Origin of the sequence: Nostocoides sp., assembly GCF_037045025.1 — a bacterium.
Lineage (GTDB): Bacteria > Actinomycetota > Actinomycetes > Actinomycetales > Dermatophilaceae > Nostocoides_A.
Map to the genome: position 1 here is coordinate 667,767 of NZ_JBAOHM010000011.1, position 24,748 is coordinate 692,514.

General features: G+C 69.3%; 29 protein-coding genes. 26 read left to right on the forward strand and 3 right to left on the reverse strand.

Annotation, left to right across the window (positions count from 1 at the left end):
- Positions 1–53: 53 nt before the first annotated feature.
- The 6 genes from prfA (at position 54) to V9G19_RS14365 (ending at position 4,745) form a co-directional block, all read left to right on the forward strand.
- Positions 54–1,130, forward strand: a complete 1,077-nt coding sequence (gene prfA / locus V9G19_RS14340; protein WP_462286077.1) for a peptide chain release factor 1 — start codon at positions 54–56, stop codon at positions 1,128–1,130.
- A complete protein-coding gene (prmC, locus tag V9G19_RS14345; RefSeq protein ID WP_462286078.1) occupies positions 1,127–1,993 on the forward strand; it encodes a peptide chain release factor N(5)-glutamine methyltransferase in 867 nt (288 codons plus the stop codon). The genes prfA and prmC overlap by 4 nt, the downstream gene beginning before the upstream one ends.
- A gap of 261 nt (positions 1,994–2,254) precedes the next feature.
- Positions 2,255–3,301, forward strand: a complete 1,047-nt coding sequence (locus tag V9G19_RS14350; RefSeq protein WP_462286079.1) for an outer membrane protein assembly factor BamB family protein — start codon at positions 2,255–2,257, stop codon at positions 3,299–3,301.
- The gene (locus tag V9G19_RS14355; protein WP_462286080.1) at positions 3,288–3,563 is read left to right on the forward strand and encodes a hypothetical protein; all 276 of its coding nucleotides are present in this window, start codon (positions 3,288–3,290) and stop codon (positions 3,561–3,563) included. Before V9G19_RS14350 ends, V9G19_RS14355 begins: the two co-directional genes overlap by 14 nt.
- A complete protein-coding gene (locus tag V9G19_RS14360) occupies positions 3,560–4,426 on the forward strand; it encodes an outer membrane protein assembly factor BamB family protein (RefSeq protein WP_462286081.1) in 867 nt (288 codons plus the stop codon). Before V9G19_RS14355 ends, V9G19_RS14360 begins: the two co-directional genes overlap by 4 nt.
- 4 nt (positions 4,427–4,430) lie before the next feature.
- Positions 4,431–4,745 (forward strand): hypothetical protein, encoded by a 315-nt coding sequence (locus tag V9G19_RS14365; protein WP_462286082.1) that lies wholly within the window; start codon positions 4,431–4,433, stop codon positions 4,743–4,745.
- 2 nt (positions 4,746–4,747) lie between these two features.
- On the opposite strand, the gene V9G19_RS14370 is transcribed toward V9G19_RS14365, so the two are convergent.
- Complete coding sequence (locus V9G19_RS14370) at positions 4,748–6,427, reverse strand: outer membrane protein assembly factor BamB family protein (RefSeq protein WP_462286083.1); 1,680 nt, start codon at positions 6,425–6,427, stop codon at positions 4,748–4,750.
- Positions 6,428–6,540: 113 nt separating this feature from the next.
- Here V9G19_RS14370 and V9G19_RS14375 point away from each other — a divergent pair, with 113 nt between their 5' ends.
- The 13 genes from V9G19_RS14375 (at position 6,541) to V9G19_RS14435 (ending at position 18,072) form a co-directional block, all read left to right on the forward strand.
- Entirely contained in the window at positions 6,541–7,224 is a 684-nt protein-coding gene (locus V9G19_RS14375) for an L-threonylcarbamoyladenylate synthase (RefSeq protein ID WP_462286084.1), read from the forward strand.
- A gap of 29 nt (positions 7,225–7,253) precedes the next feature.
- Complete coding sequence (locus tag V9G19_RS14380; protein ID WP_462286085.1) at positions 7,254–8,531, forward strand: serine hydroxymethyltransferase; 1,278 nt, start codon at positions 7,254–7,256, stop codon at positions 8,529–8,531.
- Positions 8,532–8,543: 12 nt separating this feature from the next.
- Positions 8,544–9,677, forward strand: a complete 1,134-nt coding sequence (locus V9G19_RS14385; protein WP_462286086.1) for an MraY family glycosyltransferase — start codon at positions 8,544–8,546, stop codon at positions 9,675–9,677.
- 127 nt (positions 9,678–9,804) lie between these two features.
- Positions 9,805–10,260, forward strand: coding sequence for a hypothetical protein (locus V9G19_RS14390; RefSeq protein WP_462286087.1), 456 nt, complete (start codon positions 9,805–9,807; stop codon positions 10,258–10,260).
- A gap of 157 nt (positions 10,261–10,417) precedes the next feature.
- Positions 10,418–11,251, forward strand: a complete 834-nt coding sequence (atpB, locus tag V9G19_RS14395) for a F0F1 ATP synthase subunit A (RefSeq protein WP_462286088.1) — start codon at positions 10,418–10,420, stop codon at positions 11,249–11,251.
- A 97-nt stretch (positions 11,252–11,348) separates the two neighbouring features.
- Positions 11,349–11,555, forward strand: a complete 207-nt coding sequence (gene atpE / locus V9G19_RS14400) for an ATP synthase F0 subunit C (protein WP_048545393.1) — start codon at positions 11,349–11,351, stop codon at positions 11,553–11,555.
- A 47-nt stretch (positions 11,556–11,602) separates the two neighbouring features.
- The gene (locus V9G19_RS14405) at positions 11,603–12,175 is read left to right on the forward strand and encodes a F0F1 ATP synthase subunit B (RefSeq protein ID WP_462286089.1); all 573 of its coding nucleotides are present in this window, start codon (positions 11,603–11,605) and stop codon (positions 12,173–12,175) included.
- Positions 12,175–12,984 (forward strand): F0F1 ATP synthase subunit delta, encoded by an 810-nt coding sequence (locus tag V9G19_RS14410; protein WP_462286090.1) that lies wholly within the window; start codon positions 12,175–12,177, stop codon positions 12,982–12,984. Before V9G19_RS14405 ends, V9G19_RS14410 begins: the two co-directional genes overlap by 1 nt.
- 104 nt (positions 12,985–13,088) lie before the next feature.
- Positions 13,089–14,723 (forward strand): F0F1 ATP synthase subunit alpha, encoded by a 1,635-nt coding sequence (gene atpA / locus V9G19_RS14415; protein ID WP_462286091.1) that lies wholly within the window; start codon positions 13,089–13,091, stop codon positions 14,721–14,723.
- 53 nt (positions 14,724–14,776) lie between these two features.
- Positions 14,777–15,688, forward strand: a complete 912-nt coding sequence (locus V9G19_RS14420; protein WP_462286092.1) for a F0F1 ATP synthase subunit gamma — start codon at positions 14,777–14,779, stop codon at positions 15,686–15,688.
- Positions 15,689–15,703: 15 nt separating this feature from the next.
- On the forward strand, positions 15,704–17,176 hold the full coding sequence (gene atpD, locus V9G19_RS14425) for a F0F1 ATP synthase subunit beta (protein ID WP_462286093.1): 1,473 nt from the start codon (positions 15,704–15,706) through the stop codon (positions 17,174–17,176).
- A gap of 173 nt (positions 17,177–17,349) precedes the next feature.
- Entirely contained in the window at positions 17,350–17,619 is a 270-nt protein-coding gene (locus tag V9G19_RS14430) for a F0F1 ATP synthase subunit epsilon (protein ID WP_462286094.1), read from the forward strand.
- 24 nt (positions 17,620–17,643) lie between these two features.
- A complete protein-coding gene (locus V9G19_RS14435) occupies positions 17,644–18,072 on the forward strand; it encodes a DUF2550 family protein (protein ID WP_462286095.1) in 429 nt (142 codons plus the stop codon).
- 7 nt (positions 18,073–18,079) lie between these two features.
- On the opposite strand, the gene V9G19_RS14440 is transcribed toward V9G19_RS14435, so the two are convergent.
- Complete coding sequence (locus V9G19_RS14440; protein WP_462286096.1) at positions 18,080–18,700, reverse strand: cob(I)yrinic acid a,c-diamide adenosyltransferase; 621 nt, start codon at positions 18,698–18,700, stop codon at positions 18,080–18,082.
- Between the two features lie 125 nt (positions 18,701–18,825).
- Between V9G19_RS14440 and V9G19_RS14445 the strand changes: the two genes are divergently transcribed.
- The 7 genes from V9G19_RS14445 to V9G19_RS14475 all read left to right on the forward strand — a co-directional run bounded on the left by V9G19_RS14445 (position 18,826) and on the right by V9G19_RS14475 (position 23,726).
- Positions 18,826–19,176 carry an STAS domain-containing protein gene (locus tag V9G19_RS14445; protein WP_462286097.1) on the forward strand — a complete coding sequence of 117 codons (351 nt, stop codon included), beginning with the start codon at positions 18,826–18,828 and terminating at the stop codon, positions 19,174–19,176.
- A 65-nt stretch (positions 19,177–19,241) separates the two neighbouring features.
- The gene (locus V9G19_RS14450) at positions 19,242–21,299 is read left to right on the forward strand and encodes a protein meaA (RefSeq protein ID WP_462286098.1); all 2,058 of its coding nucleotides are present in this window, start codon (positions 19,242–19,244) and stop codon (positions 21,297–21,299) included.
- Between the two features lie 114 nt (positions 21,300–21,413).
- A complete protein-coding gene (locus V9G19_RS14455; RefSeq protein ID WP_462286099.1) occupies positions 21,414–21,743 on the forward strand; it encodes an ArsR/SmtB family transcription factor in 330 nt (109 codons plus the stop codon).
- Between the two features lies 1 nt (position 21,744).
- Positions 21,745–22,218 carry an SRPBCC domain-containing protein gene (locus V9G19_RS14460; RefSeq protein ID WP_462286100.1) on the forward strand — a complete coding sequence of 158 codons (474 nt, stop codon included), beginning with the start codon at positions 21,745–21,747 and terminating at the stop codon, positions 22,216–22,218.
- Between the two features lie 7 nt (positions 22,219–22,225).
- The gene (locus V9G19_RS14465) at positions 22,226–22,636 is read left to right on the forward strand and encodes an alpha/beta fold hydrolase (protein WP_462286101.1); all 411 of its coding nucleotides are present in this window, start codon (positions 22,226–22,228) and stop codon (positions 22,634–22,636) included.
- A 32-nt stretch (positions 22,637–22,668) separates the two neighbouring features.
- A complete protein-coding gene (locus V9G19_RS14470) occupies positions 22,669–23,025 on the forward strand; it encodes a hypothetical protein (RefSeq protein ID WP_462286102.1) in 357 nt (118 codons plus the stop codon).
- Between the two features lie 77 nt (positions 23,026–23,102).
- A complete protein-coding gene (locus V9G19_RS14475; RefSeq protein WP_462286103.1) occupies positions 23,103–23,726 on the forward strand; it encodes a histidine phosphatase family protein in 624 nt (207 codons plus the stop codon).
- On the opposite strand, the gene V9G19_RS14480 is transcribed toward V9G19_RS14475, so the two are convergent.
- A complete protein-coding gene (locus tag V9G19_RS14480; RefSeq protein ID WP_462286104.1) occupies positions 23,630–24,712 on the reverse strand; it encodes a helix-turn-helix transcriptional regulator in 1,083 nt (360 codons plus the stop codon). The genes V9G19_RS14475 and V9G19_RS14480 overlap by 97 nt on opposite strands.
- Positions 24,713–24,748 lie beyond the last annotated feature (36 nt).

A 24,748-nucleotide genomic window follows, 5' to 3' on the forward strand; every position in this document is an offset into this window, starting at 1 on the left:
TGGCCCGGCGCGCCGTCGTATTCCGTCAGCCATCCGCCGCCTGAAGGACGTCGATGTTCGAATCCGTGACCGCGTTGCTCGACGAGCACGCCGAGCTGGAGGCCGCGATGGCCGATCCCGCGGTCGTCTCCGATCATGCGCGCTTTCGCGACCTCGGCCGGCGGTATGCCGCGCTCGGGCCGATCGTGGCGGCATACCGGGCCTGGCACGTCGCCAGCGAGGACCTGACGACCGCCCGCGAGCTGGCCACCGAGGACGACGGCTTCGCCGCCGAGTTGCCTGCGATGGCCGCGGCCGAAGAGGCGGCCCGGGAACGGCTGCGCCGTCAGCTGATCCCGCGGGACCCCGACGACGACCGCGACGTCATCCTCGAGATCAAGGCGGGCGAGGGCGGCGAGGAGTCGGCGTTGTTTGCCGGGGACTTGCTGCGCATGTACCTCCGCTATGCCGAACGGCGCGGCTGGCGCACCGAGGTCCTCGACGAGACCGAGTCCGACCTGGGCGGCTACAAGGACGTGCAGGTCGCGGTGAAGGCCAAGGGAAACCCCGGTCAAGGGGAGGCGCCGTGGGCGCGGCTGAAGTTCGAGGGCGGAGTGCACCGTGTTCAACGGGTGCCCGTGACCGAGAGTCAGGGCCGCATCCATACCTCCGCCGCCGGGGTGTGGGTGATGCCCGAGGCCGAGGAGATCGACGTCCAGATCGACCCGAACGACCTGCGCATCGACGTCTATCGCAGCTCCGGTCCGGGCGGGCAGAGCGTCAACACGACCGACTCGGCGGTTCGGATCACCCACCTGCCCACCGGGGTCGTCGTTTCCTGCCAGAACGAGAAATCACAGCTGCAGAACAAGGATTCGGCGATGCGGGTGCTGCGCGCCCGGCTGCACCAAATGGCGATGGACGAGGCCGCGGCGGCGGCATCGGACGCCCGCAAGTCGCAGGTGCGGACCGTCGACCGCTCCGAACGGATCCGGACGTATAACTTCCCCGAGAACCGGGTCAGCGATCACCGCACCGGCTACAAGGCCTACAACCTTGACATCTTCCTCGGCGGCGAGCTGGACCCGGTTGTCGAGTCGGCCATGGTCGCCGACGAGGCCGCCCAGATGGCCGCCCTCAGCGAAACGTGACGCTGCTCCTCGACCTCCACCGGGAGGCGCGAGCCCGGCTCGCGGCGGCGGAGGTCGCCTCGCCCGAGTCCGATGCCGTCGAGCTGGCCTCCTTTGTTCTCGACGTGGAGCCGCGGGAGGTGCGTCGCCGGCTGGCCTTCGGGGTTGACGTGGACCCGGACCGGGCCGACACCTTCCGGGGTCTGGTCGCCGAACGCGCCAACCGGGTGCCGCTGCAACACCTGACCGGGCGGGCCTACTTCCGCCACCTGACCCTCCACGTCGGCCCCGGGGTGTTCATCCCGCGCCCGGAGACCGAGGTGGTCGCCGGGCTGGCGATCGCCGCCGCCCGTGCCGCCGGAGTTGACCAGCCGGTGGTCGTCGACCTGTGCACCGGCTCGGGCGCGATCGCCCTGGCGGTCAAGGACGAGGTGCCGTCCGCCCAGGTGTATGCCGTGGAGACGTCCGACCTCGCGCTCGCCTGGGCGAGGCGCAACCACGAGCGCCTCGGGCTGGACGTCGAGCTGCGGCTGGGCGACGCGGTGACGGCGTTCGGTGATCTCGTCGGCCGCGTCGACGTCGTGGTCAGCAACCCGCCCTACATCCCGGTGGGGCAGGTGCCGGTCGATCCCGAGGTCGCCGAGCACGACCCGCCGATCGCGTTATATGGCGGTTCGGCCGACGGGTTGTCGATCCCGCGGCTGGTCGCCGCGCGCGGCGCCGCCTTGTGCCGTCCGGGCGGCGTCCTGGTCATGGAACACGCCGACACCCAGGGCCCGGCGCTGCTGCGCGCGCTCGCGGCTACGGGGGACTGGGTCGACCTTGACGACCATCTCGACCTGGCCGGCCGGCCGCGCGCGGTCGTCGCCCGCCGCCTGGACTGAGAGCGCTCGCCCGGGCCGGCCTCGCTCGCCGGCCGGCTTCGCGGGGTCAGGCTGATCCCGACGCCCGCGCCGGTGCGCGTGGGGGAGCGCGATGGTGAGTCGATGGCCCTGGTCGACCTGTTGCGCAAGCGTTTGGCCGCCGGCATCGATCATCCCTGATCGAGGATCGCCGCCGCGTGGGAACCTCCCCGAGCCAGATTCGTCGTAGCCTCGCCCTGCCACCCGGACCGTCCGGGCGCGGCACCCGCCCGGAGGTCTCGTATGCCGTGTCGCGCCCGTCATGCGGCGGCTGCCCTGGCCACCCTCGTGGTGGCCGTGCTCGCCGTGGTATCTGGCTGCTCGGCCGCCCGGGAGGAGGCGTTGCTATCCGGTGGCGCGCTGTGGGGGATGGGCCGCAGCGAGAACAGCGAGGCGGAGTCGATCACCGTTCACGAGGGCACCGTGCTCATCGTGCGCTACACCGGTGGGCAATGGGCGCTGGACGCGCTCGACGCCGCGAGCGGCAAGCGCCGCTGGACCCACCGGATCTGGAGCTTCCGGGCGCCGGGTTTCGATGATGGGCGGGCCGAGACCGGCCCGGTGATCGTGGGCGCCGGCGAGCGGAGCCTGGCGCTGGTCAAGGACTTCTCCGAGTGCGACGCCCTCGGCAATTGCGCCCGCAGTTGGCTGCGCTTCGGCGTCACCGCGATCCGGATCGCCGATGGAAGCGTGGCGTGGTCCAGCATGCCCGAGGACCCGCCCGCCGGTGCGTCGGCGCAGCAGCCGTGGCGGCTGGTCGACGCCCGGCTCGTCGGCGCCACCGAGTCGGTCGCCGTAGCCAGCGTCCTGGGGAGCACAGCGGACCCCAACCAGGCGGCGACCGGCGCGACCACGACCACCGACAGCAGCTCCCAACGTCCCTCGCCCGGGCTGGTGGCCTTCGATTCCGCGACCGGGCGGCGGCTGTGGACCAAACCCCAACTGCGCGGCGCCCACGTGGCGGGGCAAACGGTCATCGCCAACGAGGTCAGCGGCCTGGACGAGCGCGGGCAGCCCGTGTTCACCGGCACGATCGTGGCCCTGGATGCCCGCTCCGGCGCCGAGCGCTGGCGGTCGACCAGCCCCAAGCTGATGGCCACCGAGGGCAGCACCGACCTCGTTCTCGCGATGGAACCGGGCACGACCACCAACCCCAACCCGGACGTGGACGCTGTTGTCGGTCAGCGACGGCCAGGTGCGTCGCGCGCAGGAAGAGCTGGGGGAGTGCCGCAGCGCGGCCGCGCTGATTGCCTGCGCGCAGGAGGAGAGCGTCACGGTGTTCGCCGGTGAGAACGGCTCGGCAACGCGCCGGAAGTTCACCTCGATCGGCCCGGGCCTGGGCACGCCGGTGAACGACCGGGTGATCCCCCTCGTTGCCGACTACCACCGTGGCGCGCTAACCGGCGCCTTTGCGATCGACGCCGAGGCCCGGGTGTGGCAGGGCGAGTTGCCCGGCCGGCTGCTCGCCCTGTCCGATCGGTATGCCGTGGTCGATGTGAGCTTCACCCACACCTGGTCGGACCGGATCGCCGTTTATGAGGTGGCCCGATGAGCCGCGCCGCTGCCCGGGCTGCCCTGGCCGTGGGCGTTCTCGTCCTGAGCGCCTGCACGGTCTATCCCCGAGCCGAGACGGTGACCTCCGCGCCGACGGTGTCTTTCTCTACCGTGCCTGACGCGCCCGAGGAGGAGCCCGTCACAAGCCCGACGGGCCCGAGGTGGCGGCTGGAGGAAGTCTGGACCGGTGCCAAGGACGCCCACCGCATCCAGGTGGCCATCGTGGGCGATCTGGTCGTGCTCGTGACGGCGGAGGGCGAGATCGGCCAGGTCGACGTCGTGGACGCCCGCACCGGCGCGACCCGCTGGAGTACCCGTTCGCGCGCGCTTGCCCTGGGCCGCGACGCGACCATCTCGGTGGACTACGAGGACAGCCTCCTCGTCGTGAACCACGGCGGGCAGGACCTGCTGCTGCTGCCCTATAGCGTCGGCCGCTGCGACAACGCGACCGGCTGCGACATCCGCGCGGGCGGGACCGTTGCGATCGACCTGGGGTCCGGGCAGATCGTCTGGAAGCGGGTGCTGCGCACGGTCGGGGACGCCGAGGAGGACTACCTCTATCCCGGCTTCGCCCGGGCGGCCGGGCTGGTCGCGTCCACGCTCGTCGTCGACGTGGCCGCGACGTCACCGTGGCGGCTGGCCGAGGACAATGCGGTGGCTGGGCTCGATGCCGGCAGCGGCCGGGAACGTTGGCGCGCATCGGGAGTCACGCGCCCGGCAGCCGCTGGCGGCGTTGTCGTCGCGGCGACGCTGGCTGCGCCTGAACCGGGGGACCGGGCGGCCGGGCTGAGCGGTCTCGCCGGGCTTGACGCGGCCTCGGGGAAGCGGCTGTGGGCGACGCCGCTGGACGGGGGCCGATGAGCTGGTGTGTCTGAACGGCACCGAGGACCACCTGAAAATCATCGACCTTGCCGACGGGACTCAGGCGAGCGTCCCGACCCCCCGCCTGACCCGCCGCCTGTATGCCGATGACGGGCAGCGATCCTTCCTGGCCGCCGATCGGTCCAGCTTCGTCCTCGACCGCGCCGGCGAGATGGTCGCCGCCGACGACATCCCGTCGGCCGCCGTGCTCGCGATCGCCGGATCGGTTCTGGTGCGTGCGGCCGATCCGTCGGAGCCCACGGGGGAGCCGCTGGGGGGCCCGATCACCATCGCCCGGATCGGCTCAACCGGTAACTGAGTTCAGGACACGGTCAGGGCATAGATCTTCTGGTCGCGGGAGGCGACGACGACCGTGTTTCCGTATGCCGCGGCCGACGATTCGACGGGCGCCCCCGTCGCGAAGGTGTCCAGATCCTGCCCGATCGCCGGGTCGAAGAGCCGGATGACCCCGTCGAAGCCGGCGAAGACTGCGCGGGTGCGTCCGTCGGCGCCGGTGATCAGCGTCGGGGAGGTCCACGAATAGGCCGGCAGGTCGCGCTGCCAAACCGGCGTCCCGGTGGCCCGGTCGAGCGCGAGCAGCCGGCCGGTGAGCTTGGCCGAGGTCATCGACACATTGAAGAGCACGAGCCCGCGGCCGTCGGCCCCGGTCACCAGGTTGGGCGAGCCGAGCAGGCCGGCGTTGGAGTCGGCGTTGTAGACGGCCGGGACGTCGTGTTGCCAAACCACCTCCCCGGTCAAGGCGTTGATCTTGCGCAGGTTGACCGTCGGGTCGCTCGTGCGGTGGTCGATCTCGTTGCCGGTATAGAGGAAGACCCCCTCGGCGGTGTGCTCGATCGCCATCGTCGCATCGCCGTCGTCGTCGACCGTGCGGGCCCAGACGACCATCATCGTGTTGGCGTCCAGGCAGAGCAGGTTGCCGTCGTTGTCGGTCGCATAGAGCAAGTTGCGGTAGGCGACGAACGAACTCTCGATGCCCCGCCGCGAGGAGTTCGTCGTTGTGTAGACGAGCTTGGTCGCTTCCGGGTTGACGCTTGCCGCGGGCTTCGTCGGGTCGTATGCCGCGCCCAGCCTGACCCGGTAGATCACGCCATTCTCGCCGGGCTCGAAGAGCGTATCGGCCGGCCCGAAGACCAGGCCGGAGGAGTCGAACGCCCCCCACCGGCGCGGCGCGATCGGGTCGGCCCCGGGCAGGGAGGCGACCGGGGCGTTGCTGACCAGGTCGAAGAAGCGGTAGTGCATGGGGCCGGCCCCGGGTAGGCCCTCACCGGCATACAACAGCGGGTAACCTCGCGGGTCGATGCTGCCGGTGCCCTTGAAGCCGCCCTCGACCTGGATCGGGTCTCGGGTGGCCTGCCCGGTCTCGAGGTCGAGCCGATAGACCTTGCCCTCGAAGACCGGATAGAGAACTTCGATGAGGTCCTTGGCGGCGACCGCGGCGGGGAAGCCCATGGCGGCGCGGGTCGCCGGCGGCCAATGCACGAGCAACGGCTGGCCGGTCCAGCCGGCGCCCGGCCAGTAGCTGTCGAGGGCCTGCCGCGAGCCGATGCTGACCGTCCACTTCAGGGTTAACTTATTGGCGGTGATCGCCGGGTGACCCCACGAGCCACGGTCGCGGCGCGGCCCGCCCCTGAAAGTGGTGACGCCCTCGAGCGCTGTGTAGGTGGCCGGGTCGAAGTCGACAACGGGGCTGGGCTTTGGGGCCACCGCTAGCGGGACGTTCTGCGAGTCGGCAAGGCTCCAGGTGATGCTGCCCTCGCCGCCGACGAGCGGGCGGCGCCATTGCGCGGGGCCGATCCGTTCCGGTGCGGAATAGCCGGGCAGGGCGCGGATGTCGAGCGTGTCGATTGGGGCGGGCGAGGGCGGCGGCGCCGGCGCGGTGGCCGATTCGGCTCCCGATGTGGTGGCGGCGCCCCCGCCCGATCCGCCGAGTGCGTCGATGGCGGCGCACCCGGCGAGCGTCGATCCTGCCGCCGCGAGCATGACGGCGCTCCTTAGCCTGCGACGCCACCTGACCACCCCGGCACGCTAACGGTCCGGGCTGGACCGCACGTCCCGACACGCCGCGCGCGGCGGGCCGATTAGGCTTGCCGCCCGTGAGTCCGGTCCTCGATGCCACCGCTGCCGAGTCCATTCCCGCCGCCGTCGAGGAGGCGGCGGCCGCCGTGCGCGCCGGCGAGCTTGTCGTGCTGCCGACCGACACCGTCTATGGGATCGGCTGTGACGCCTTCGACCCGTTGGCGGTGACCCGATTGTTGGCGGCCAAGGGCCGGGGGCGGGAGATGCCGCCACCGGTGCTGATCGGTGATGCGCGCACGGTGGACGGGCTGGCCAGCGAGGTGCCGGCCTTTGCCCGCGACCTGATCGAGCAGTTTTGGCCGGGCCCGCTCACGCTGATCTGTTTTGCCCAGCCCTCCCTGCACTGGGATCTCGGCGATACCGACGGCACCGTCGCCCTGCGGATGCCCAACGATCCGGTCGCGCTGGCCCTCCTGCGGGAGGTCGGGCCGATGGCGGTCACCAGCGCCAACCAGAGCGGTGCCGCGCCGGCGACCACGATCTTGGAGGCGGCGACCGCGCTCGGGGCCGCGGTCAGCGTCTATCTCGACGGCGGCCGCCGGGCCGAGCAGGTTCCGTCCACGATCGTCGACTGCACCCGCGAGGAGCCGATGGTCCTGCGGGCCGGAAGCATCACCGCCGAGCAGATCGCGAGCGTCATGGCGATCGAGGCGGTCACCGATGCGGCCGACGCCGAAGCGGGACCAGCCTCCGATCGCTAGAGTTGGGGCCCCACCTCACCTCAGGGAGCATGCGCATGACTGCCTTCTATGGCTCCGATTTCGATGAACTCGACGCCTTCGACCCCGAGATCGCCGCGGTTCTCCTCTCCGAGCTGGAGCGCATCCGCGGTGGACTGCAGCTCATTGCCAGCGAAAACCTCAGCTCTCCGCGCGTGCTCACCGCACTGGGCTCGACGCTGTCCAACAAGTATGCCGAGGGCTACCCGGGCCGGCGCTATTACGGCGGGTGCGCCGAGGTCGACAAGGCCGAGAACCTCGCGATCGAGCGGTGCAAGGCCCTCTTCGGTGCCGACCACGCCAACGTCCAGCCGCACAGCGGCGCCAGCGCCAACCAGGCCGTCTACGGCGCCTTCCTCAAACCGGGCGAGACCCTGCTCGCGATGAGCCTGCCGCATGGCGGCCACCTGACCCACGGCACCAAGGTGTCCTTCTCCGGCAAGTGGTTCAACGCCGTCCATTACGGCGTCCACCAAGAGAGCGAGGACATCGACTACGACCAGGTCGAGGCGCTCGCCAGGGAGCACCGGCCCAAGGTGATCGTCGCGGGCGGCTCGGCGATCCCACGCCTGATCGACTTCGAGCGCTTTCGCGCGATCGCCGACGGGATCGGCGCGATCTTTTGGGTCGATGCCGCGCACTTCATCGGGCTGGTCGCCGGCAAGGCGATCCCCAGCCCGGTCCCGTATGCCGATGTCGTCTCGTTCACCACGCACAAGGTGCTGCGCGGCCCGCGCTCTGGGGCCATCGTCTGCACCGAGGAACACAAGGCCGCGATCGACAAGGCCGTCTTCCCGATGATGCAGGGCGGGCCGCAGATGCATACGGTGGCCGCCAAGGCGGTCAACTTCAAGGAGTGCGCCACGCCGGAGTATGCCGATTACGCCCGGCGCGTCGTCGAGAATGCCGCGGTGCTGGCGACCAGCCTCGGTGAGCGCGGCATCCGCCCGACCACCGGCGGCACCGACACCCACCTGAGCCTGCACGACCTGCAGGGTGTCGGGGTGAGCGGCAAGGACGCGGAGGCCCGCTGCGACGCCGCCGGAATCGTGCTCAACAAGAACGCCATTCCCTATGACCCGGCGCCCCCGAGCGTGGCGTCCGGGATCCGGGTGGGCTCTCCGTGCGTGACCACCCAGGGCATGGGCGCCGAGCAGATGCGCCAGATCGCCGAACTCATCGCGACCGCGATCACCCGCGGCGACGCCGACCCGGAGCACGCGGTGAGTCGGGAGGTCCGGGCGCAGGTGACCGAGCTGGTCACCGCCTTCCCGGCCTACCCGCGCTGATCACGCCCCCGGGTGCGCGAATACGTCTTCGTGATTCTGGTCGCCATGACGGCGACCTACTTGGCGGTTCCCGCGGCATACCGGCTGGCGTTGCGGTTGAACGCCTTCACCCCGGTCCGCGACCGGGACGTGCACGCCGTGCCGATCCCGCGCCTGGGCGGGGTCGCCTTCCTCGTCGGGTATGCCGCGGCGACACTCGTCGCGACCAAGCTGCCCTTCCTGCGCCAGGTGTATGTCACCCCGGAGCTGTGGGGCGTGCTCGTCGGGGCCACGGTGATCTGCCTCGTCGGTGCCGTCGACGATGTCGTCGAGCTGGATCCGCTGACCAAGCTCGCCGGGCAGATCGTCGCTGCCGGGGTGATGGCCTTCAGCGGGGTGCAGTTTTTTTCCGTCCCCTTCCTCGGTGTCACCACGGTGCTGCCCGGCCCCGTGCTCGCCGTGCTGACGATTTTGACCGTCGTCGTCTCCACCAACGCGGTGAACTTCATCGACGGCCTCGACGGCCTGGCCACCGGCGTGGTCGCGATCGCTGCCAGCACCTTTCTCGCGTACAGCTATTGGATCTCGGGTCAGTTCGATCCACCGAACGTGTTCACCTCCTCGACCTTTGTCTCCGCTGCGCTGCTCGGCTGCTGCCTCGGCTTCCTCCCGCATAACTTCTATCCGGCGCGGCTGATCATGGGGGACAGCGGATCCTTGCTCCTCGGTCTGCTGCTCGCGGCGGCGACGATCACGACGACCGGTGGGGTCAGCCCGGCCCAGGTCTCGGACACAGCGCTGGGGGCGACCTTGTTGCCCTTGCTCGTCCCCCTGGCGATCATCCTGCTGCCCCTGCTCGATGTCGTCCTGGCCGTGGTGCGCCGCACCCGGCAGGGCCGCAAGCCGTGGCAGCCGGACGCCCAGCATCTGCACCACCGCATGCTGCGGATCGGGCACGGGCACCGGCGGGCGGTCATGCTGTTGTGGCTGTGGGCGGCCGTCGCGGCGTTCGGGTCGATCGGGTATGTCTTCCTCAACCCGGTGCTCGCCTCGCTTGCCGTCGCCCTGGCCTTCGTCGTGGCGATCGCGTTGACCCGGGTCCTGCCGCGCTTCAGTGTCCCGGGACACCGGCCGGTTTCGGTCCCCGAAAAGCCGGGCGGGCGCTGATGGGGCGGGTCCGGAAACCGGGCCCGATGTGCACCGGCGGGGAGCTTGTGATAGCTTTCACAAGCGCCGGCAGCGCCCCTGGCCCCGGCTCCTCCACCCGATCGACCGCCAAGGATTTCGCCCACCGATGAGCGCACCAGCGAGCGCCGCCCCAGCGGCCGGCGCCCCGTTCGCGGTCATGCTGCGTGGTGCCCTGCTCCCCTCGGCGATCTCGGGACTGCTCACCGTCATCGCGTATGCCGTGCTAAGCGGCCCTGGCGCCGCTGGCTCCGCGGTGCTCGGCGCCGTGGTCGCGCTTGCCTTCTTTGGCAGCGGGATGGTGCTGCTCAGCCGCCTGGTCCGCAGCGCCAACCCGATGGCCTTCATGGCGGTCGGTATGGCCGTTTATCTTGGCCAGGTGTTCGCGCTGTTGCTGTTCATGATCGCCTTCCGCGACCGGGAGTGGATCGACGGGCCGGCCCTCGGCATCGCTGCACTGATCATCACCATCGTGTGGCAGGTGTTCGCGATGCGTGCGTTCAGGTCTGCCCGCTTGCCGGTCTATGACACCCCGCCCGCCTCGCCGGCGGGAGGGGCCTCGTGAGCGTGTGCGCCGCCACGTCCGAGACCGCCCCCAGGGCGCGCCGTTCTCGGCTAACCTACGTCACAGTTCCCCCAGTAGCACCGCGCCTTGCCTTTGGTCGCCAGGGATCCCCTGGGATTCTTGGCTCGGGCGCTGCGGGCAGATTCGAGGAGAGGCAGTGAGCCTGAACGTGTTGTCCGCTCAACTCCTGACCGGGTTGGCTGCCGCGAGCGAGGGCGAGGGGGGGTTCGACACTCCGGGCACGCAGAACTTCTGGTGGCCGTTGATCGGCGGCGACCACGACAACTGGGCATTCACCCGCCCGGCGCTGGTGATGCTGTTAACGGTCGCCTTTCTCGGCTGGTTCTTCGTCTCTTCCACCCGCAAGCTGAGCCTCGTCCCGAGCAAGCGTCAGTGGCTCGTCGAGCAGACCTACGACTTCGTGCGCAACACGATCGCGCGCGATGTGATCGGCACCAAGGATTTCAAGCCGTTCCTGCCGCTGCTGTTCACGCTCTTCACGCTGATCCTGGTCAACAACGTCGCCGGGATCATCCCGTTCATCCAATACCCGACGATGAGCCGGATCGCCTTCCCGATCGTGCTCACCCTGGTCGTCTACATCACCTACCACGCGGTCGCGATCAAGCGGAAGCACGGCGTCGGTAAATACCTCGCCTCGATGGTTCCCCCCGGGCTGCCGGGCTGGCTCAAGCCGATCATGTTCGTGCTGGAGCTGCTGACCTACTTCTTCGTCCGCCCGCTCACCTTGGCCCTGCGGCTCTTCGGCAACATGATGGCCGGCCACCTCATGCTGCTCGTCTTCATTCTCGGCGGCGAATACCTGCTGCTTCACGGCGGCAATATTGGCCTGCAGGGCGCCGGGGTTCTCTCCTTCGCCTTCGCCGTGCTGATGAGCTTCTTCGAGTTGCTGATCGAGTTCCTGCAGGCGTTCATCTTCACGATCTTGACCGCGCTCTATCTCGCCGACGCCGTCTCCGAGCACCACTGACCTCCGGGCACCCCGCCCGAAGCACGCACAACTCCATAACACCACCACCGACACAAACCGCGCAGCGCGGGACGTGCCACCTGAAAGGAACACACCCATGACGGGCTCCATCGCCTACCTCGGCTACGGTCTCGCCGCCATCGGCCCCGGCATCGGGATCGGCCTGATCTTCGCCGCCTACATCAACGGCGTGGCCCGCCAGCCCGAGGCCCGCGGCATGCTGCAGACCATCGCCTTTACCGGTATGGCGCTCACCGAGGCGCTCGCGATTCTTGGTCTCGTTTTCGCGTTCGTCTTCAAGTAAGCCGATCGTCAGCCGACCCTTCCCAGATCGAGAAGATTGGAAGCGATGTGTATCTCGCATCCCTAGCGACCGCCGGTGAGAGTGCGGGGTGGCCCGAGGAACTGCCGCTGCTGCCGCACCCGGCGGAGATCGTCGTCGGCGTCGTGGCCTTCGCCATCCTCTACTGGCTGTTCGCCAAGATGGTCGTGCCCAATATGGAGCGGCTGTATGCCGAGCGATCGGCCGCCATCGAGGGTGGGATGAAGCAGGCCGAGGAGGCCAAGGCGCAGGCGCAGGCCGCGCTCGACAGCTACAACGCCCAGCTGAAGGAGGCCCGCGGCGAGGCGGCGCGCATCCGCGAGGACGCCCGCACCCAGGGCAGCCAGATTGTCGAGGAGATGCGTGGCCAGGCCACGGCCGAGGCCAACCGGATCACCGAGTCGGCCCAGCGGCAGATCGAGGCGGACCGCTCGCAGGCCGCCGCGTCGCTGCGCGGCGAGGTCGGCCGGCTCTCGACCGACCTGGCGAGCAAAATCGTTGGCGAGTCGTTGCACGACGAAGTCCGCCAAAAGGGCATCGTCGAGCGCTTCTTGCAGGAGCTGGAGTCCGGCGCGATCCGACCGGAGAAGGTCGATAGCTGATGCGGGGCAGCTCACGGGCGGCGGCAGCGGCCGGCGGGAACGCCCTCGGGGAGGTCCTCGGCTCGCTCGACTCGGGCGAGATCGCCGAGGGGCTGTTTGCCTCGTTGGGGAGCATCGAGGACAATGCCACGCTGCGCCGGGCGCTGACCGACCCCTCGCGGGAGGGCGGTGCCAAGACCGAGCTGGTGCGCCGTCTCTTCGGCGGCAAGGTCCCCGACCAGGTGGTGCACGTGGTGGCGACCCTCGCCGCCCAGCGCTGGGCCGACGAACGCGACTTCGGTGACGCGCTCGAAACCCTCGCCGTGACCGCGGTCATCGACCGGGCCGAGCGGCGCGGCAAGCTGCAGGACGTCGAAGACGAGCTGTTCCGCTTCGAACGGATCGTGGCCGGCAACCCCGGTCTGCGCGACGCCCTGACCAACCGTCAGGGCAACCCGCAGGGCAAGGCCGACATCGTCGCCCGGCTGCTCGACGGCAAGGCGAGCGTCGAGACGATCCGGCTGGCTCAGCAGGCCGTCCGCGCTCCGCGCGGCCGCCGCCTGGATGCCGTGCTGGAGTCCTATCTACGCCTGGCCGCCGACCGGCGCGGTCAGCTGACCGCCGTCGTCACGTCGGCGACGCCGCTCTCGAACGAGGAGACCCAGCGGCTGGCCCAGGCCCTCGGCGGCATCTATGGCCACGCGATCCAGATCCAGCCGATCGTCGACCCGGCCGTCGTCGGCGGCCTGCGCGTCGCCATCGGCAACGAAGTCATCGACGGGACCATCGCCCGAAAGCTCGAGGGGGCCCGGCGCCACTTGGGCGCCTGACTCCGCCGCCCGCCGCGGCGGGCGACCCGCACCACCAAGCACAGCAGCATACGAACCGACTCACCGCCAGCGGATGCGGTCGCCCGAAGGAGAGAAGAAGACAGATGACGGAGCTTTCGATCCGTCCCGAGGAGATCCGGGACGCGCTGGACGCCTATGTCGCGTCCTATCAGCCCGGGGAGGCCGCGCGCGAAGAGGTCGGCCGCGTCAGCGACGCCGGTGACGGCATCGCCCACGTCGAGGGCCTGCCCTCGTGCATGACCAACGAGCTGCTGCAGTTCGAAGACGGCACCCTCGGGATCGCCCTGAACCTCGACGTCCACGAGATCGGCGTGGTCATCCTCGGTGACTTCTCCAAGATCGAAGAGGGCCAGACCGTCAAGCGGACCGGTGAGGTCCTCTCCGTCCCGGTCGGCGACGCCTATCTCGGCCGGGTGGTCAACCCGCTCGGGCAGCCGATCGACGGCCTCGGCGAGATCCACGCCAGCGAGCGCCGCGCCCTGGAGCTGCAGGCCCCGACGGTAGTTCAGCGCAAGTCGGTGCACGAGCCGCTGCAGACCGGCCTGAAGGCGGTCGACGCGATGACCCCGATCGGGCGCGGCCAGCGCCAGCTGATCATCGGTGACCGGCAGACCGGCAAGACCACCGTCGCCGTCGACACGATCATCAACCAGAAGGAGTTCTGGGAGAGCGGCGACCCCGCCAAGCAGGTGCGCTGCATTTATGTCGGCATCGGCCAGAAGGGCTCGACGATCGCCTCCGTGCGCGGCACCCTCGAGGACGCCGGCGCGATGGAATACACGACGATCGTCGCCGCCCCGGCCTCCGACTCCGCGGGCTTCAAATACCTCGCCCCCTACACCGGCAGCGCCATCGGCCAGCACTGGATGTATGAGGGCCGGCACGTCCTGATCGTCTTCGACGACCTGTCCAAGCAAGCCGAGGCCTACCGCGCCGTCTCCTTGCTGCTGCGCCGCCCGCCGGGCCGCGAGGCCTACCCCGGCGACGTCTTCTACCTGCACAGCCGGCTGCTGGAGCGCTGCGCCAAGCTGTCCGACGACCTCGGCGCCGGCTCGATGACCGGCCTGCCGATCATCGAGACCAAGGCGGGCGACGTCTCGGCCTACATCCCGACCAACGTCATCTCGATCACCGACGGGCAGATCTACCTGCAGTCCGACCTGTTCAACTCCAACGTCCGGCCCGCGATCGACGTGGGTGTCTCGGTCTCCCGGGTCGGTGGCAACGCCCAGATCAAGGCGATGAAGCAGGTCGCTGGCCGGCTCAAGCTCGACCTGGCGCAGTTCCGGGCGCTCGAGGCGTTCGCGATGTTCGCCTCCGACCTCGACCCGGCCTCCCGAGCACAATTGGCGCGCGGCGGTCGCCTCGTCGAGCTGCTCAAGCAGCGTCAGTCCAACCCCTACCCGGTCGAGGAGCAGGTCATCTCGATCTGGCTCGGCACGACCGGCCAGCTCGACGATATTGAGGTCGCGGACGTGCAGCGCTTCGAGGTCGAGTTCCTCGACTACCTGCGCCGCGAGCACAAGGGCATCCTCGACACGATCCGCGAGACGACGAAGTTCGAAGAGGACACCGTCAAGTCCGTCGAGGGAGCGGTCACCGAGTTCAAGAAGCAGTTCGACGGCTCGGGCACTCACCAGGTCCCGGTCGGTCATGAGCCCGATGCCGGTCCGATGGACCAGGACATCGAGCAGGCCCAGATCGTCCGGCAGCGCTGACGCCGCGGGCGCAGCGGCATCCGGACAATCGGTAACAGGGAAGGCGGAACGGTATGGGAGCGCAGATCCGGGTCTACCGGCAGCGCATCCGCTCGGTCTCAGCGACCAAGAAGATCACCCGGGCGATGGAGCTGATGGCGGCCTCGCGGGTGGTCCGGGCGCGCTCGACCGTGCTGGAGTCGGCGCCCTACACGCACGCGCTGCAAAGGGCGCTATCGGCGCTGGCGACCAACAGCAACTACGAGCACGCGCTGACCACCGAGGTCGCCAACGCTCGTCGAGCAGCGGTGGTCATCCTGACGAGCGACCGCGGCCTGGCCGGCGCCTACGCGTCCGGGGCGTTGAAGGAGAGCGAGCGGCTCATCCACGACCTGCGGGCACAGGGCAAAGAAATCGTCGCCTACCTGCACGGCCGCAAGGCAGTCTCCTACTACAAATTCCGCGACCGTCCGTTTGCCGCCGAATGGACTGGGAACACCGAAAAGCCGCAGATCGAGCGGGCCCGCGAGATCGCCGAGCGGATCGTCGAGGACTTCCACCGGCCCACCGACGAGGGTGGCGTCGACGAGGTCCACATCGTCTACACCCGGTTCAACACGATGGTCAACCAGGAAGCCCGGGTGCTGCGGCTGCTGCCCATCGAGGTCGTCGACCCCCCGCCGGGAGATCGCGACGGCGACGGCAAGACGGACATCCTGCCGCTCTACGAGTTCGAGCCGACCGCCGAGGAGGTCATGGCGGCGATGCTGCCGCGGTATGTCACCGCGCGGATCTGGACCTGCCTGCTCAGCGCGGCCGCCTCCGAGCTGGCTGCGCGGCAGCGCGCGATGAAGTCGGCGACCGATAACGCCGAGAACCTCATCAAGAACTACACCCGGCTGGCCAACCAGGCGCGCCAGGCCGAGATCACCCAAGAGATCAGCGAGATCGTCGGTGGCGCCAGCGCCCTCGCCGAGTCCAAGTAGAAGGTAGAGAGACAGATGACTGCCACCCTCCCGGAGACCTCCGAGCAGACCCAGGCCGGCGGTGTCGGGCGCGTCTCGCGCATCATCGGCCCGGTCGTCGACGTCGAGTTCCCCGTCGACGCGATGCCCGACCAATACAACCTGTTGACCACCGAACTCGACCTGACCGGTCAGGGCGAGGGCGAGGGCAAGAAGACCCTCAACCTCGAGGTGGCCCAGCACATCGGTGACAACATGGTCCGGGCCATCTCGTTGCAGCCCACCGACGGCCTGGTGCGCGGCACGCAGGTCCACGACAGCGGCGGCCCGATCTCGGTTCCGGTGGGTGACATCACCTTGGGCCACGTGTTCAACACCACGGGCGTCTGTCTCAACCTCGAGCCCGGCGAGACCCTTGAGGTCAACGAGCGGTGGGGCATCCACCGGCCCGCGCCGGCCTTCGACCAATTGGAGTCCAAGACCCAGATGTTCGACACCGGCATCAAGGTCATCGACCTGCTCACCCCGTATGTCCAAGGCGGCAAGATCGGCCTGTTCGGCGGCGCCGGTGTCGGCAAGACCGTGCTCATCCAGGAAATGATCGCGCGGGTTGCGCGTGACCACGGTGGCGTGTCGGTGTTCGCCGGCGTCGGCGAACGCACCCGGGAAGGCAACGACCTCATCGCCGAAATGGACGAGGCCGGCGTTCTCGGCCAGACCGCGCTCGTGTTCGGCCAGATGGACGAACCGCCGGGCACGCGGCTGCGGGTCGCCCTGTCGGCGCTGACAATGGCCGAATACTTCCGCGACGTCCAAAAGCAGGACGTGCTGCTCTTCATCGACAACATCTTCCGGTTCACCCAGGCCGGCTCCGAGGTCTCCACCCTCCTTGGCCGGATGCCGTCCGCCGTGGGTTATCAGCCGACGCTCGCCGACGAGATGGGTGTGCTCCAGGAGCGGATCACCTCCACCCGTGGTCACTCGATCACCTCGATGCAGGCGATCTATGTGCCGGCCGACGACTACACCGACCCGGCCCCGGCGACCACCTTCGCCCACCTCGACGCGACGACCGAGCTCTCCCGGGAGATCGCTTCGCTCGGCATCTACCCGGCCGTGGACCCGCTGACCTCGACCAGCCGGATCCTCGACCGGCGCTACATCTCCGAGGACCACTACACCACCGCGGTGCGTGTCAAGCAGATCCTGCAGCGCAACAAGGAACTGCAGGACATCATCGCGATCCTCGGTATCGACGAGCTCTCCGAAGAGGACAAGATCCTCGTCAACCGGGCCCGCCGCATCCAGCGCTTTCTGTCGCAGAACACCTACGTCGCCAAGCAGTTCACCGGCATCGAGGGTTCCACGGTTCCGCTGTCGGAGACGATCGAGGCGTTCACCAAGATCTGCGACGGAGAGTACGACCACGTCGGCGAGCAGGCCTTCTTTATGTGCGGTGGCCTGGAGGATGTCGAGCGGCAGTGGGCGGAGATCCAGAAGAACCTGTAGCTCTTTGGTTCGGCTCCGCTCACCGAGCGATCGGGGCCGGTCGGCGCACCACCGTTCCCACCGGCCTCAGGCGTCGTCGTTAGTGGGCAATTTAGCTGGACGGATGGTCAGGGCGGTCAACCGGGCAGGTAGACTCGTCCCGACGGTTGAAAATGATCGATCGAAGGAGAGCTGTGGCCCTGCAGGTTGAACTCGTCGCCGCCGACCGCCAGGTCTGGGAGGGCGAGGCCACGATGGTCTCGGCGCGCTCGACCGAGGGCGAGCTGGGAGTGCTCCCGGGCCACACCCCAACGCTCGTCGCCCTTGCCGAGGGTGAGGTGCGCATTCATCGCAGCTCCGGCGGCCAAGCCTCGGCGCACATCGACGGCGGGTTCATGTCGGTCGATAACGACCGCGTGACCATCGTCTCCGAGATCGTCGACCACGGCCAGCTCGAGGGCTGACGTCCGCAGGGGACGGTTGACGCGATGAGCATTCTGTTGACAAGTGAACTCATCGTGGGCGGGTTGATCGCGGCCGTTCTGGTGCTCATCGGGTTCATGTGGCTGCGACGACAACTGATCTCTACCCGGGGGCCGCTGTTGCTGTGCGCCCTGCGAACCCCAACCTCCGCCGCCTGGAGGATGGGGTTCCTTCGGTTTGGGCCGCGATCCCTGGACTGGTTCTCGATCGTCGGGCCCACGCTGCGCCCGCGGCACTCGTGGATCCGCTCCGCGGTCCGGATCACCGTCCCTGAGCCGACCCGAGAGATGATTCCAGGGCTCAACGACCCGGTCCGGGTGGAGGCTAGCGTGGATGATGCCCGCTTCGAGCTGGCGATGAGCCCGGGCGGGCACACGACGATGCGCTCATGGATGGAGAGCGCACCCCCCGGCTTCAACCTCAATGTGACCTAAGGCAGGATCAGTCCCGCGGCGAGGGGGCGCGCCCACCGCCCGGCTCCCACAGAATGTCGCCGCCGGCGTCGAGGTTGGCGACCCGGGCGAGAATAAACAGCAAGTCGGAGAGCCGGTTGAGGTATTGCGTGGTCAGCGGGTTGATACCGCCCGCGCCGTCCTCGTCGCTGGGCTGGTCGCCATAGGCGGCCCGCGCCGCCCACCCCGCGCGCTCGGCGCGCCGCACGATTGTCGTTGCCAGATGCAAATGGGCCGATCCGGCCGAACCCCCGGGGAGGATGAACGAGCGCAACTTCTCCAGCTCCTCGTTGTAGCGGTCGCAGTCGGCTTCCAGCTCGGCGATCCACTCCTGCTGCACCCGCAGCGGCGGATACCGATAGGTGACCCGCAACGGCGTCGACAGATCCGCCCCCACGTCGAAAAGGTCATTCTGCACCCGGCGCAGGGTGCGGCATACGTCCTCGCGCAGGCCGCCGCAGGCGATCGCGATGCCGATCGCCGCGTTGGCCTCGTTGACATCGGCGTAGGCCGCTAACCGCGCGTCGGTCTTGCTGGTGCGGCTGAAATCGCCGAGACCGGTGCTGCCGTCGTCGCCGGTGCGCGTGTAGATGCGAGTGAGGTTGACCATGACGGCAAGCTTGCCAGGTCACGCGCGCGGGCAGATCCCTACCAATTCTTTACGCGTGTCGCCCAACCCCACAGGCGCCCCAGGCGTTATACAGGGTGACAGCACAGCCTACGCAGGGGATGGCCATGGCACACAGCACACCGAGCGGCCCACCGCGACCTCCCGACGTGGAGGTCAGTGAACAGGGCGGCGGGACCCTCGTGCGGATCGCCGGGCGGATCGATGTCCACTCCGCCACCGACCTGCGCCCGCATCTCCACCGCATCATCGACGAGAGTTCCGCGGCTCTCTATCTCGACCTCGAACACGCGCTGATCGCCGACGCCACCGCCTTGGGTCTGTTGCTGGAGTGTCACCGCCGCGGCCTGCGCCGCGGACACCCGATGCATCTGGTCGCCGCCGATGAGCGCTCTCGGCGGCTGCTGCGCCGGCTCGCCCTGCGGCGGCATTCCGCGGCGGCACGCCAGCTCGCCTAACGTGTGGTGACCCTCACCGCCGCACGCACTGTCCCGCATGCGGGCACCCGGGTAGCGTCGCGAGTATGCCGGACTCTGCCCCCACGCCTGCCCCTGCACCCGAACGCGACCGTCCCTGGGTGATGCGCACGTATGCCGGGCACTCCAGTGCCGCGGCCAGCAACGCCCTCTATCGGCGCAACCTCGCCAAGGGCCAGACCGGTCTGTCGGTCGCCTTTGACTTGCCGACCCAGACCGGCTATGACCCCGACCACGTGTTGGCGCGAGGAGAGGTCGGCAAGGTCGGCGTGCCGATCAGCCACATCGGCGACATGCGCGCGCTCTTCGACCAGATTCCCCTGGTCGAGATGAACACCTCGATGACGATCAACGCCACCGCGATGTGGCTGCTCGCGCTCTATGACGTCGTCGCCGAGGAGCAGGCCGAGGCGGCCGGACAGGATGCCGCGGCGGCGCGGCACAAGCTCGCCGGCACGACGCAGAACGACATCATCAAGGAATACCTCTCCCGCGGGACCTATGTCTTCCCGCCCGGCCCGTCGATGCGGTTGCTCACCGATGTCGTCACCTACACGGTGCGCGAGATCCCGAAGTGGAACCCGACGAACATCTGCAGCTACCACCTGCAGGAAGCCGGCGCGACTCCGGTCCAGGAGATCGCCTTCGCGATGTCGACGGCGATCGCGGTGCTCGACGAGGTCCGCGACTCCGGCGTGGTGGCGCCGGAGGACTTCGGCGAGGTCGTCGCCCGCATCTCGTTCTTCGTCAACGCCGGCGTGCGGTTCGTTGAGGAGATGTGCAAGATGCGCGCCATGGTCGCGCTCTGGGACGAGCTGACCAGGGATCGGTATGCCGTCACCGACGCCAAGCAGCGCCGGTTCCGCTATGGCGTGCAGGTCAACTCGCTCGGGCTGACCGAGGCCCAGCCGGAGAACAACGTTCAGCGGATCGTCCTGGAGATGCTCGCAGTGACGCTGTCCAAGGATGCCCGGGCGCGCGCGGTGCAGTTACCGGCCTGGAACGAGGCGCTCGGGCTGCCGCGGCCGTGGGACCAGCAGTGGTCGCTGCGGATCCAGCAGGTGCTCGCCTACGAGTCCGACCTGCTCGAATACGACGACATCTTCACCGGCTCGACGGTGATCGACGCCAAGGTCGCCGAGCTGATTGCCGGCGCCAAGGAGGAGATGGCGCGGATCGCCGAGATGGGCGGTGCCGTGGCCGCCGTCGAGAGCGGGTATTTGAAGTCGGCGTTGGTCGCCTCCCACGCCCTGCGGCGCCAGCGGATCGAAGCGGGCCAGGACATCGTCGTCGGGGTCAACAAGTTCGACACGACCGAGCCGAGCCCGCTTACCGAAAACCTCGACACGGCCATCCAGACCGTTGACCCCGGTGTGGAAGCCGCGGCGGCAGCGGCGGTTCGGGCCTGGCGGGAGGCGCGGGATGCCGATCCGGCCAAGAAGGAGCGCGCGGTCGCCGCGCTCGAGCGGCTCAAGGCCGACGCCGCCACGGACATTAACTTGATGGACGCGACGCAGGAGTGCGCGCGGGCCGAGGTGACGACGGGGGAGTGGGCAGCGGCGCTGCGGGAGGTGTTCGGCGAATACCGTGCCCCCACCGGGGTCTCCGGGTCGGTGGGCGTCGGTGAACCCGGTGGCGACCTGGCCGCGGTGCGTGACCGCGTGGCGGCGCTGGAGTCTGAACTCGGCGCCAAGGTGCGGCTGTTGGTCGGCAAGCCCGGCCTGGACGGGCACTCCAATGGCGCCGAGCAGATCGCTGTGCGCGCCCGGGACGCCGGTTTCGAGGTGATCTATCAGGGCATCCGGCTGACTCCCGAGCAGATTGTCTCGGCCGCCGTCGCCGAGGACGTCCACCTGGTCGGCCTGTCGATCCTGTCCGGCTCGCACATGGAACTCGTGCCGGACGTGCTGGAGGGATTAAAGGCCCAGGGCGCCGAGGACATTCCGGTGGTCGTCGGCGGGATCATCCCCGACGCCGACGCGGCCCGCCTCAAGGAGATGGGTGTCGCGGCCGTCTTCACCCCGAAAGACTTCGGACTCAACGACATCATGGGTCGCTTCGTCGACATCATCGCCGCCGCCGAGCAGGAGCCGGCTCTGGCCTGACCCCCTCCCTTGGCCGAGTCGATCCCGGCGTCCCGCACCGCGGGGGCGCCGGGATCGTCGCGCCACCCACCCCGTCTCTTGCGCCGGTTCACGCGTGCTCCTATAGTTAGGCATATGCCGAAGTATTTGGATGGGCCGCTCGACCTGGTCTTCCGGGCGCTGAGCGACCCGCTGCGCCGGCAGATGGTGCAGCGCCTGCGCGAGACGCCGGCGACGGTCGGCGAACTCGCGGCCCTCGGGCCGGTGACCCTGCCGACGGCGATGCAGCACCTGGAGGCGCTGGCCAAGGCCGGGCTCGTCTCCAGCAGCAAGGCCGGGCGGGTGCGCTCGTATGCGCTCGTCCCGGGATCGCTCGATGCCGGGATCGCCTGGATGCAGTCGGCCCGCACCCCGGTCGAGCAGCGTCTCGACCGGTTGACCCGACACCTGAAGGAGAACGACTGACATGACTGCGACTGACCTGACCGAGACCTACTCAAGCGTCACCATCACGCGCCCCATCGGCGCCGCACCGGAACGCGTCTGGCGGGCCTTTGGCGAGCCCGCCGAATTCGCCTCGTGGTTCACGGCGCCCGGGGACGAGGTCGCCATGAGCTTTGGGGAGCACGACCTAAGCGTCGGCGGTCGTATCGAGCAGACCGCCGACTTCCACGGCGGGCCCCTCTCCCGTTTCGTCGCGCGCGTCACCGATGTCGTGCCCGGCCGGCGGATCGCCTACGCCTACGACATGTGGCTCGACGACCGGCACATGTCCACGTCGGTCACCGTGATCACGTTGGCGGACAACGGATCGGGGACCGAGCTGACCTGGGTCGAGCAGGGCGCCCACGTCGACGGCATCGACACTCCTGAGCAGCGCGAAGCCGGCACCGTCGGTCTGATCGGCCAACTCGCCCACCACTGTGCGGCTGGCGCGTGAGACGGCCATGACCAGATTCCTGGCCGTGATCAGCGCCGACGGCACCACGATCGCCGTCGAGAGCTATGGCACCGGACCGGCCGTCGCCATCGTCGGCGGCGCCAGCTGCGACCGCTCGGCCGGCCGTGAGCTGGCCGAGGCACTCGGCGGGCTCGGCTTCACGGGGATCACCTACGACCGGCGCGGCCGGGGCGATAGCGGCGACACCCGGCCATGTGCCGTCGAGCGCGAGGTCGAGGATCTCGCGGCGGTCCTCGCTGCCTATCCGGGCCGGGCCTTCGCCCACGGGATCTCCTCCGGCTCGGCAATCGTCCTGCGCGCGCTCGAAGCTGGCGTACCCTCACTGCGGCAAGCGTTTTCGAGCCGCCCTACCGCGGCCCGGAAGCGCCGCTGCCGGCCGGCTATGTCGCCGAGCTGACCCGGCTGCGAGACGCCGGCGACCTCGAAGGCATGCTGCGCTACTTCCATACGGCGGCCGTCGGCCTGCCCGAGGAGATGTTTGCGCAGTTCACGGCGACGCCGCCGTTCGCGCAGGTGCTCCCGATGGCACCCACGCTGATCTATGACGCGCTGTGCACCGGCGGCGACGAATCGCCGCTGCCCGTCGCGATGCTGGCCGGGATCGAGACGCCCGTGCTGGCGGTTTGCAGCTCGGGAACCCAGCTAGCCTGGCTCCACGCCACGGCCGCGCTGGTGGCGCGGGCGTTGCCGCACGGCACGGTGCGCGAGGTTGCCGGTGCCTTCCACGACGTCCCCGCCGACGCTCTCGCCCCGCTGCTGGCAGCGCACTTCCGGGATGCCCTATGACCACGCCGGAGGCACACCCGCCCACGCTGTAGACGGGAAGCACTGGGCTGACGGGTGGGGGGCGGCATACTGGCGGCGTGAGCCTGCACTGTCCTGCGGTCCTGTATGTTGCGCGGCACGGCGACGCGGTCTATGACCAGGGGCACGGCATTCTCTCCGACGCCGGCGGCACGCTGAGCGAGACGGGTCGCGCCCAGGTCGCCACCCTTGCCGCCGCGCTGGCCGAGAAGCGGATCGGGGCGGTCCACACCAGCGTGATGACCCGTGCGGCCGAGTCCGGCGCGCTGGCCGCCGCCGCCCTCGGTGTGCCGCACCGACAACTGGCCGGCCTGGAGGAGTGGCGGGTCGGCGATCTCGCGGGACGCTCGATCAACGACCCAGCGGTGCAAGAGATTTTCGGGGCGTGGCTCAACGGCAACCTCCACGCGCGGATTCCGGGCGCCGAGAGCGGTGCCGAGATCGTCGCCCGGTACCGGGAGGCGTTGGAGGCCATCGCCGACCAGCACCGCGGCGAAAACGTCCTGATCTTCAGTCACGGCGGGGTCATGTCCCTGGTCCTGCCGCTCATCGCCATCAACCTGACCAACGACCACGCTCGCGGCCGCTACCTGCCGAACGCCGTGCCGGCAATCGTCGAGGCGGGCGACGACGGCTGGTTCGTGCGCGAGTGGCCCGGAAAACAGGACAAATCGGTCGTCTGACTCGAAGTGCTCGGTGGGTGCGGGCCGGCGTAACGGTCGGCGATTGCGATCGCGCGGCGATGCATCTCCTCGCGCAGCTCCGGCGGGTCGAGGACCTCCACGGCACTCTCCAGCCGCCACACGGCCCACATCGCATGACGCAGGTCATCGAAGGTCAGGGTCAGTCTCAGCCAGCCTCCGGCGTCGGGCTCCTCGGCAAGAACCGCTCGCGCGGTCGTCGCGAATTCGTCCCGTCGCGCAGCATCGATCCTCACGAGTACCCGAAGGTGATTCTCGGATAGGAAATTCGCGGCCCGGCCTGCCCAGAGCCGGTCGAGATCAGCTCGCTCCGGGCGGACCGCTGGATCGGCAAGCGCCTCCGCGCAAAGCATGCGCGAGAGCCGGTAGGTCCGGTCCCGGCCGTCCTTGGTCGCCAGCAGATACGTGCGGTTGCGGACGGTGACCAGGCCGATGGGGTCGACGGTATGCGACCGTGGTGCCTGGTCCGGGGCGGCGTAGTCGAACCGGAGCCGGCGTCCGGTGATCACCGCCTGGCGGACCGACGGCATCACGTCGTCCGCCACGTTCTCCGGGATCGATCGCCGGGAAAGCAGGTCGACCTGCGGCTCGACGAGGAACCGGCTGGCGGCATCGTCCAGGCCGGCGCGCTGACCCTCGGGCAAGGCGTCGACCACCTTGCGCGTCGCAGCCGCCAGGGCCGAGCCGAGGCCAAAAACCCTGCCACCGGCGGCCGACGCGGCCGTTATCAGGGCCAGGGCTTCGTCGTGATTCAGTCCGGTCAGCTCGGTCCGAAATCCGGGAAGCAGCGAGAATCCACCGTGCCGGCCGCGATCGGCATACACCGGAACGCCGGCGGAGGACAGCGCCTCAATGTCGCGCAGCACCGTGCGCGTGGAGACCTCCAGTTCGCCCGCCAGCTGCGAGGCGGTCAGCCGGCCGCGCCGGCGCAACAGCAGCACCAGCGAGACCAGCCGATCCGCACGCATGCCGCCATTCTCGCCGAAATCATGACAGCTGATGTC

Excerpts from the sequence above, each read along its gene's own strand:
- prfA (WP_462286077.1), top strand. The coding sequence starts at position 54 with ATGTTCGAATCCGTGACCGCGTTGCTCGACGAGCACGCCGAGCTGGAG.
- V9G19_RS14350 (WP_462286079.1), top strand. The coding sequence starts at position 2,255 with ATGCCGTGTCGCGCCCGTCATGCGGCGGCTGCCCTGGCCACCCTCGTG.
- V9G19_RS14360 (WP_462286081.1), top strand. The coding sequence starts at position 3,560 with ATGAGCCGCGCCGCTGCCCGGGCTGCCCTGGCCGTGGGCGTTCTCGTC.
- V9G19_RS14370 (WP_462286083.1), bottom strand. The coding sequence starts at position 6,427 with ATGCTCGCGGCGGCAGGATCGACGCTCGCCGGGTGCGCCGCCATCGAC.
- V9G19_RS14380 (WP_462286085.1), top strand. The coding sequence starts at position 7,254 with ATGCGCATGACTGCCTTCTATGGCTCCGATTTCGATGAACTCGACGCC.
- V9G19_RS14390 (WP_462286087.1), top strand. The coding sequence starts at position 9,805 with ATGAGCGCACCAGCGAGCGCCGCCCCAGCGGCCGGCGCCCCGTTCGCG.
- atpE (WP_048545393.1), top strand. The coding sequence starts at position 11,349 with ATGACGGGCTCCATCGCCTACCTCGGCTACGGTCTCGCCGCCATCGGC.
- V9G19_RS14410 (WP_462286090.1), top strand. The coding sequence starts at position 12,175 with ATGCGGGGCAGCTCACGGGCGGCGGCAGCGGCCGGCGGGAACGCCCTC.
- atpA (WP_462286091.1), top strand. The coding sequence starts at position 13,089 with ATGACGGAGCTTTCGATCCGTCCCGAGGAGATCCGGGACGCGCTGGAC.
- V9G19_RS14420 (WP_462286092.1), top strand. The coding sequence starts at position 14,777 with ATGGGAGCGCAGATCCGGGTCTACCGGCAGCGCATCCGCTCGGTCTCA.
- atpD (WP_462286093.1), top strand. The coding sequence starts at position 15,704 with ATGACTGCCACCCTCCCGGAGACCTCCGAGCAGACCCAGGCCGGCGGT.
- V9G19_RS14435 (WP_462286095.1), top strand. The coding sequence starts at position 17,644 with ATGAGCATTCTGTTGACAAGTGAACTCATCGTGGGCGGGTTGATCGCG.
- V9G19_RS14440 (WP_462286096.1), bottom strand. The coding sequence starts at position 18,700 with ATGGTCAACCTCACTCGCATCTACACGCGCACCGGCGACGACGGCAGC.
- V9G19_RS14445 (WP_462286097.1), top strand. The coding sequence starts at position 18,826 with ATGGCACACAGCACACCGAGCGGCCCACCGCGACCTCCCGACGTGGAG.
- V9G19_RS14450 (WP_462286098.1), top strand. The coding sequence starts at position 19,242 with ATGCCGGACTCTGCCCCCACGCCTGCCCCTGCACCCGAACGCGACCGT.
- V9G19_RS14455 (WP_462286099.1), top strand. The coding sequence starts at position 21,414 with ATGCCGAAGTATTTGGATGGGCCGCTCGACCTGGTCTTCCGGGCGCTG.
- V9G19_RS14460 (WP_462286100.1), top strand. The coding sequence starts at position 21,745 with ATGACTGCGACTGACCTGACCGAGACCTACTCAAGCGTCACCATCACG.
- V9G19_RS14465 (WP_462286101.1), top strand. The coding sequence starts at position 22,226 with ATGACCAGATTCCTGGCCGTGATCAGCGCCGACGGCACCACGATCGCC.
- V9G19_RS14470 (WP_462286102.1), top strand. The coding sequence starts at position 22,669 with ATGCTGCGCTACTTCCATACGGCGGCCGTCGGCCTGCCCGAGGAGATG.
- V9G19_RS14480 (WP_462286104.1), bottom strand. The coding sequence starts at position 24,712 with ATGCGTGCGGATCGGCTGGTCTCGCTGGTGCTGCTGTTGCGCCGGCGC.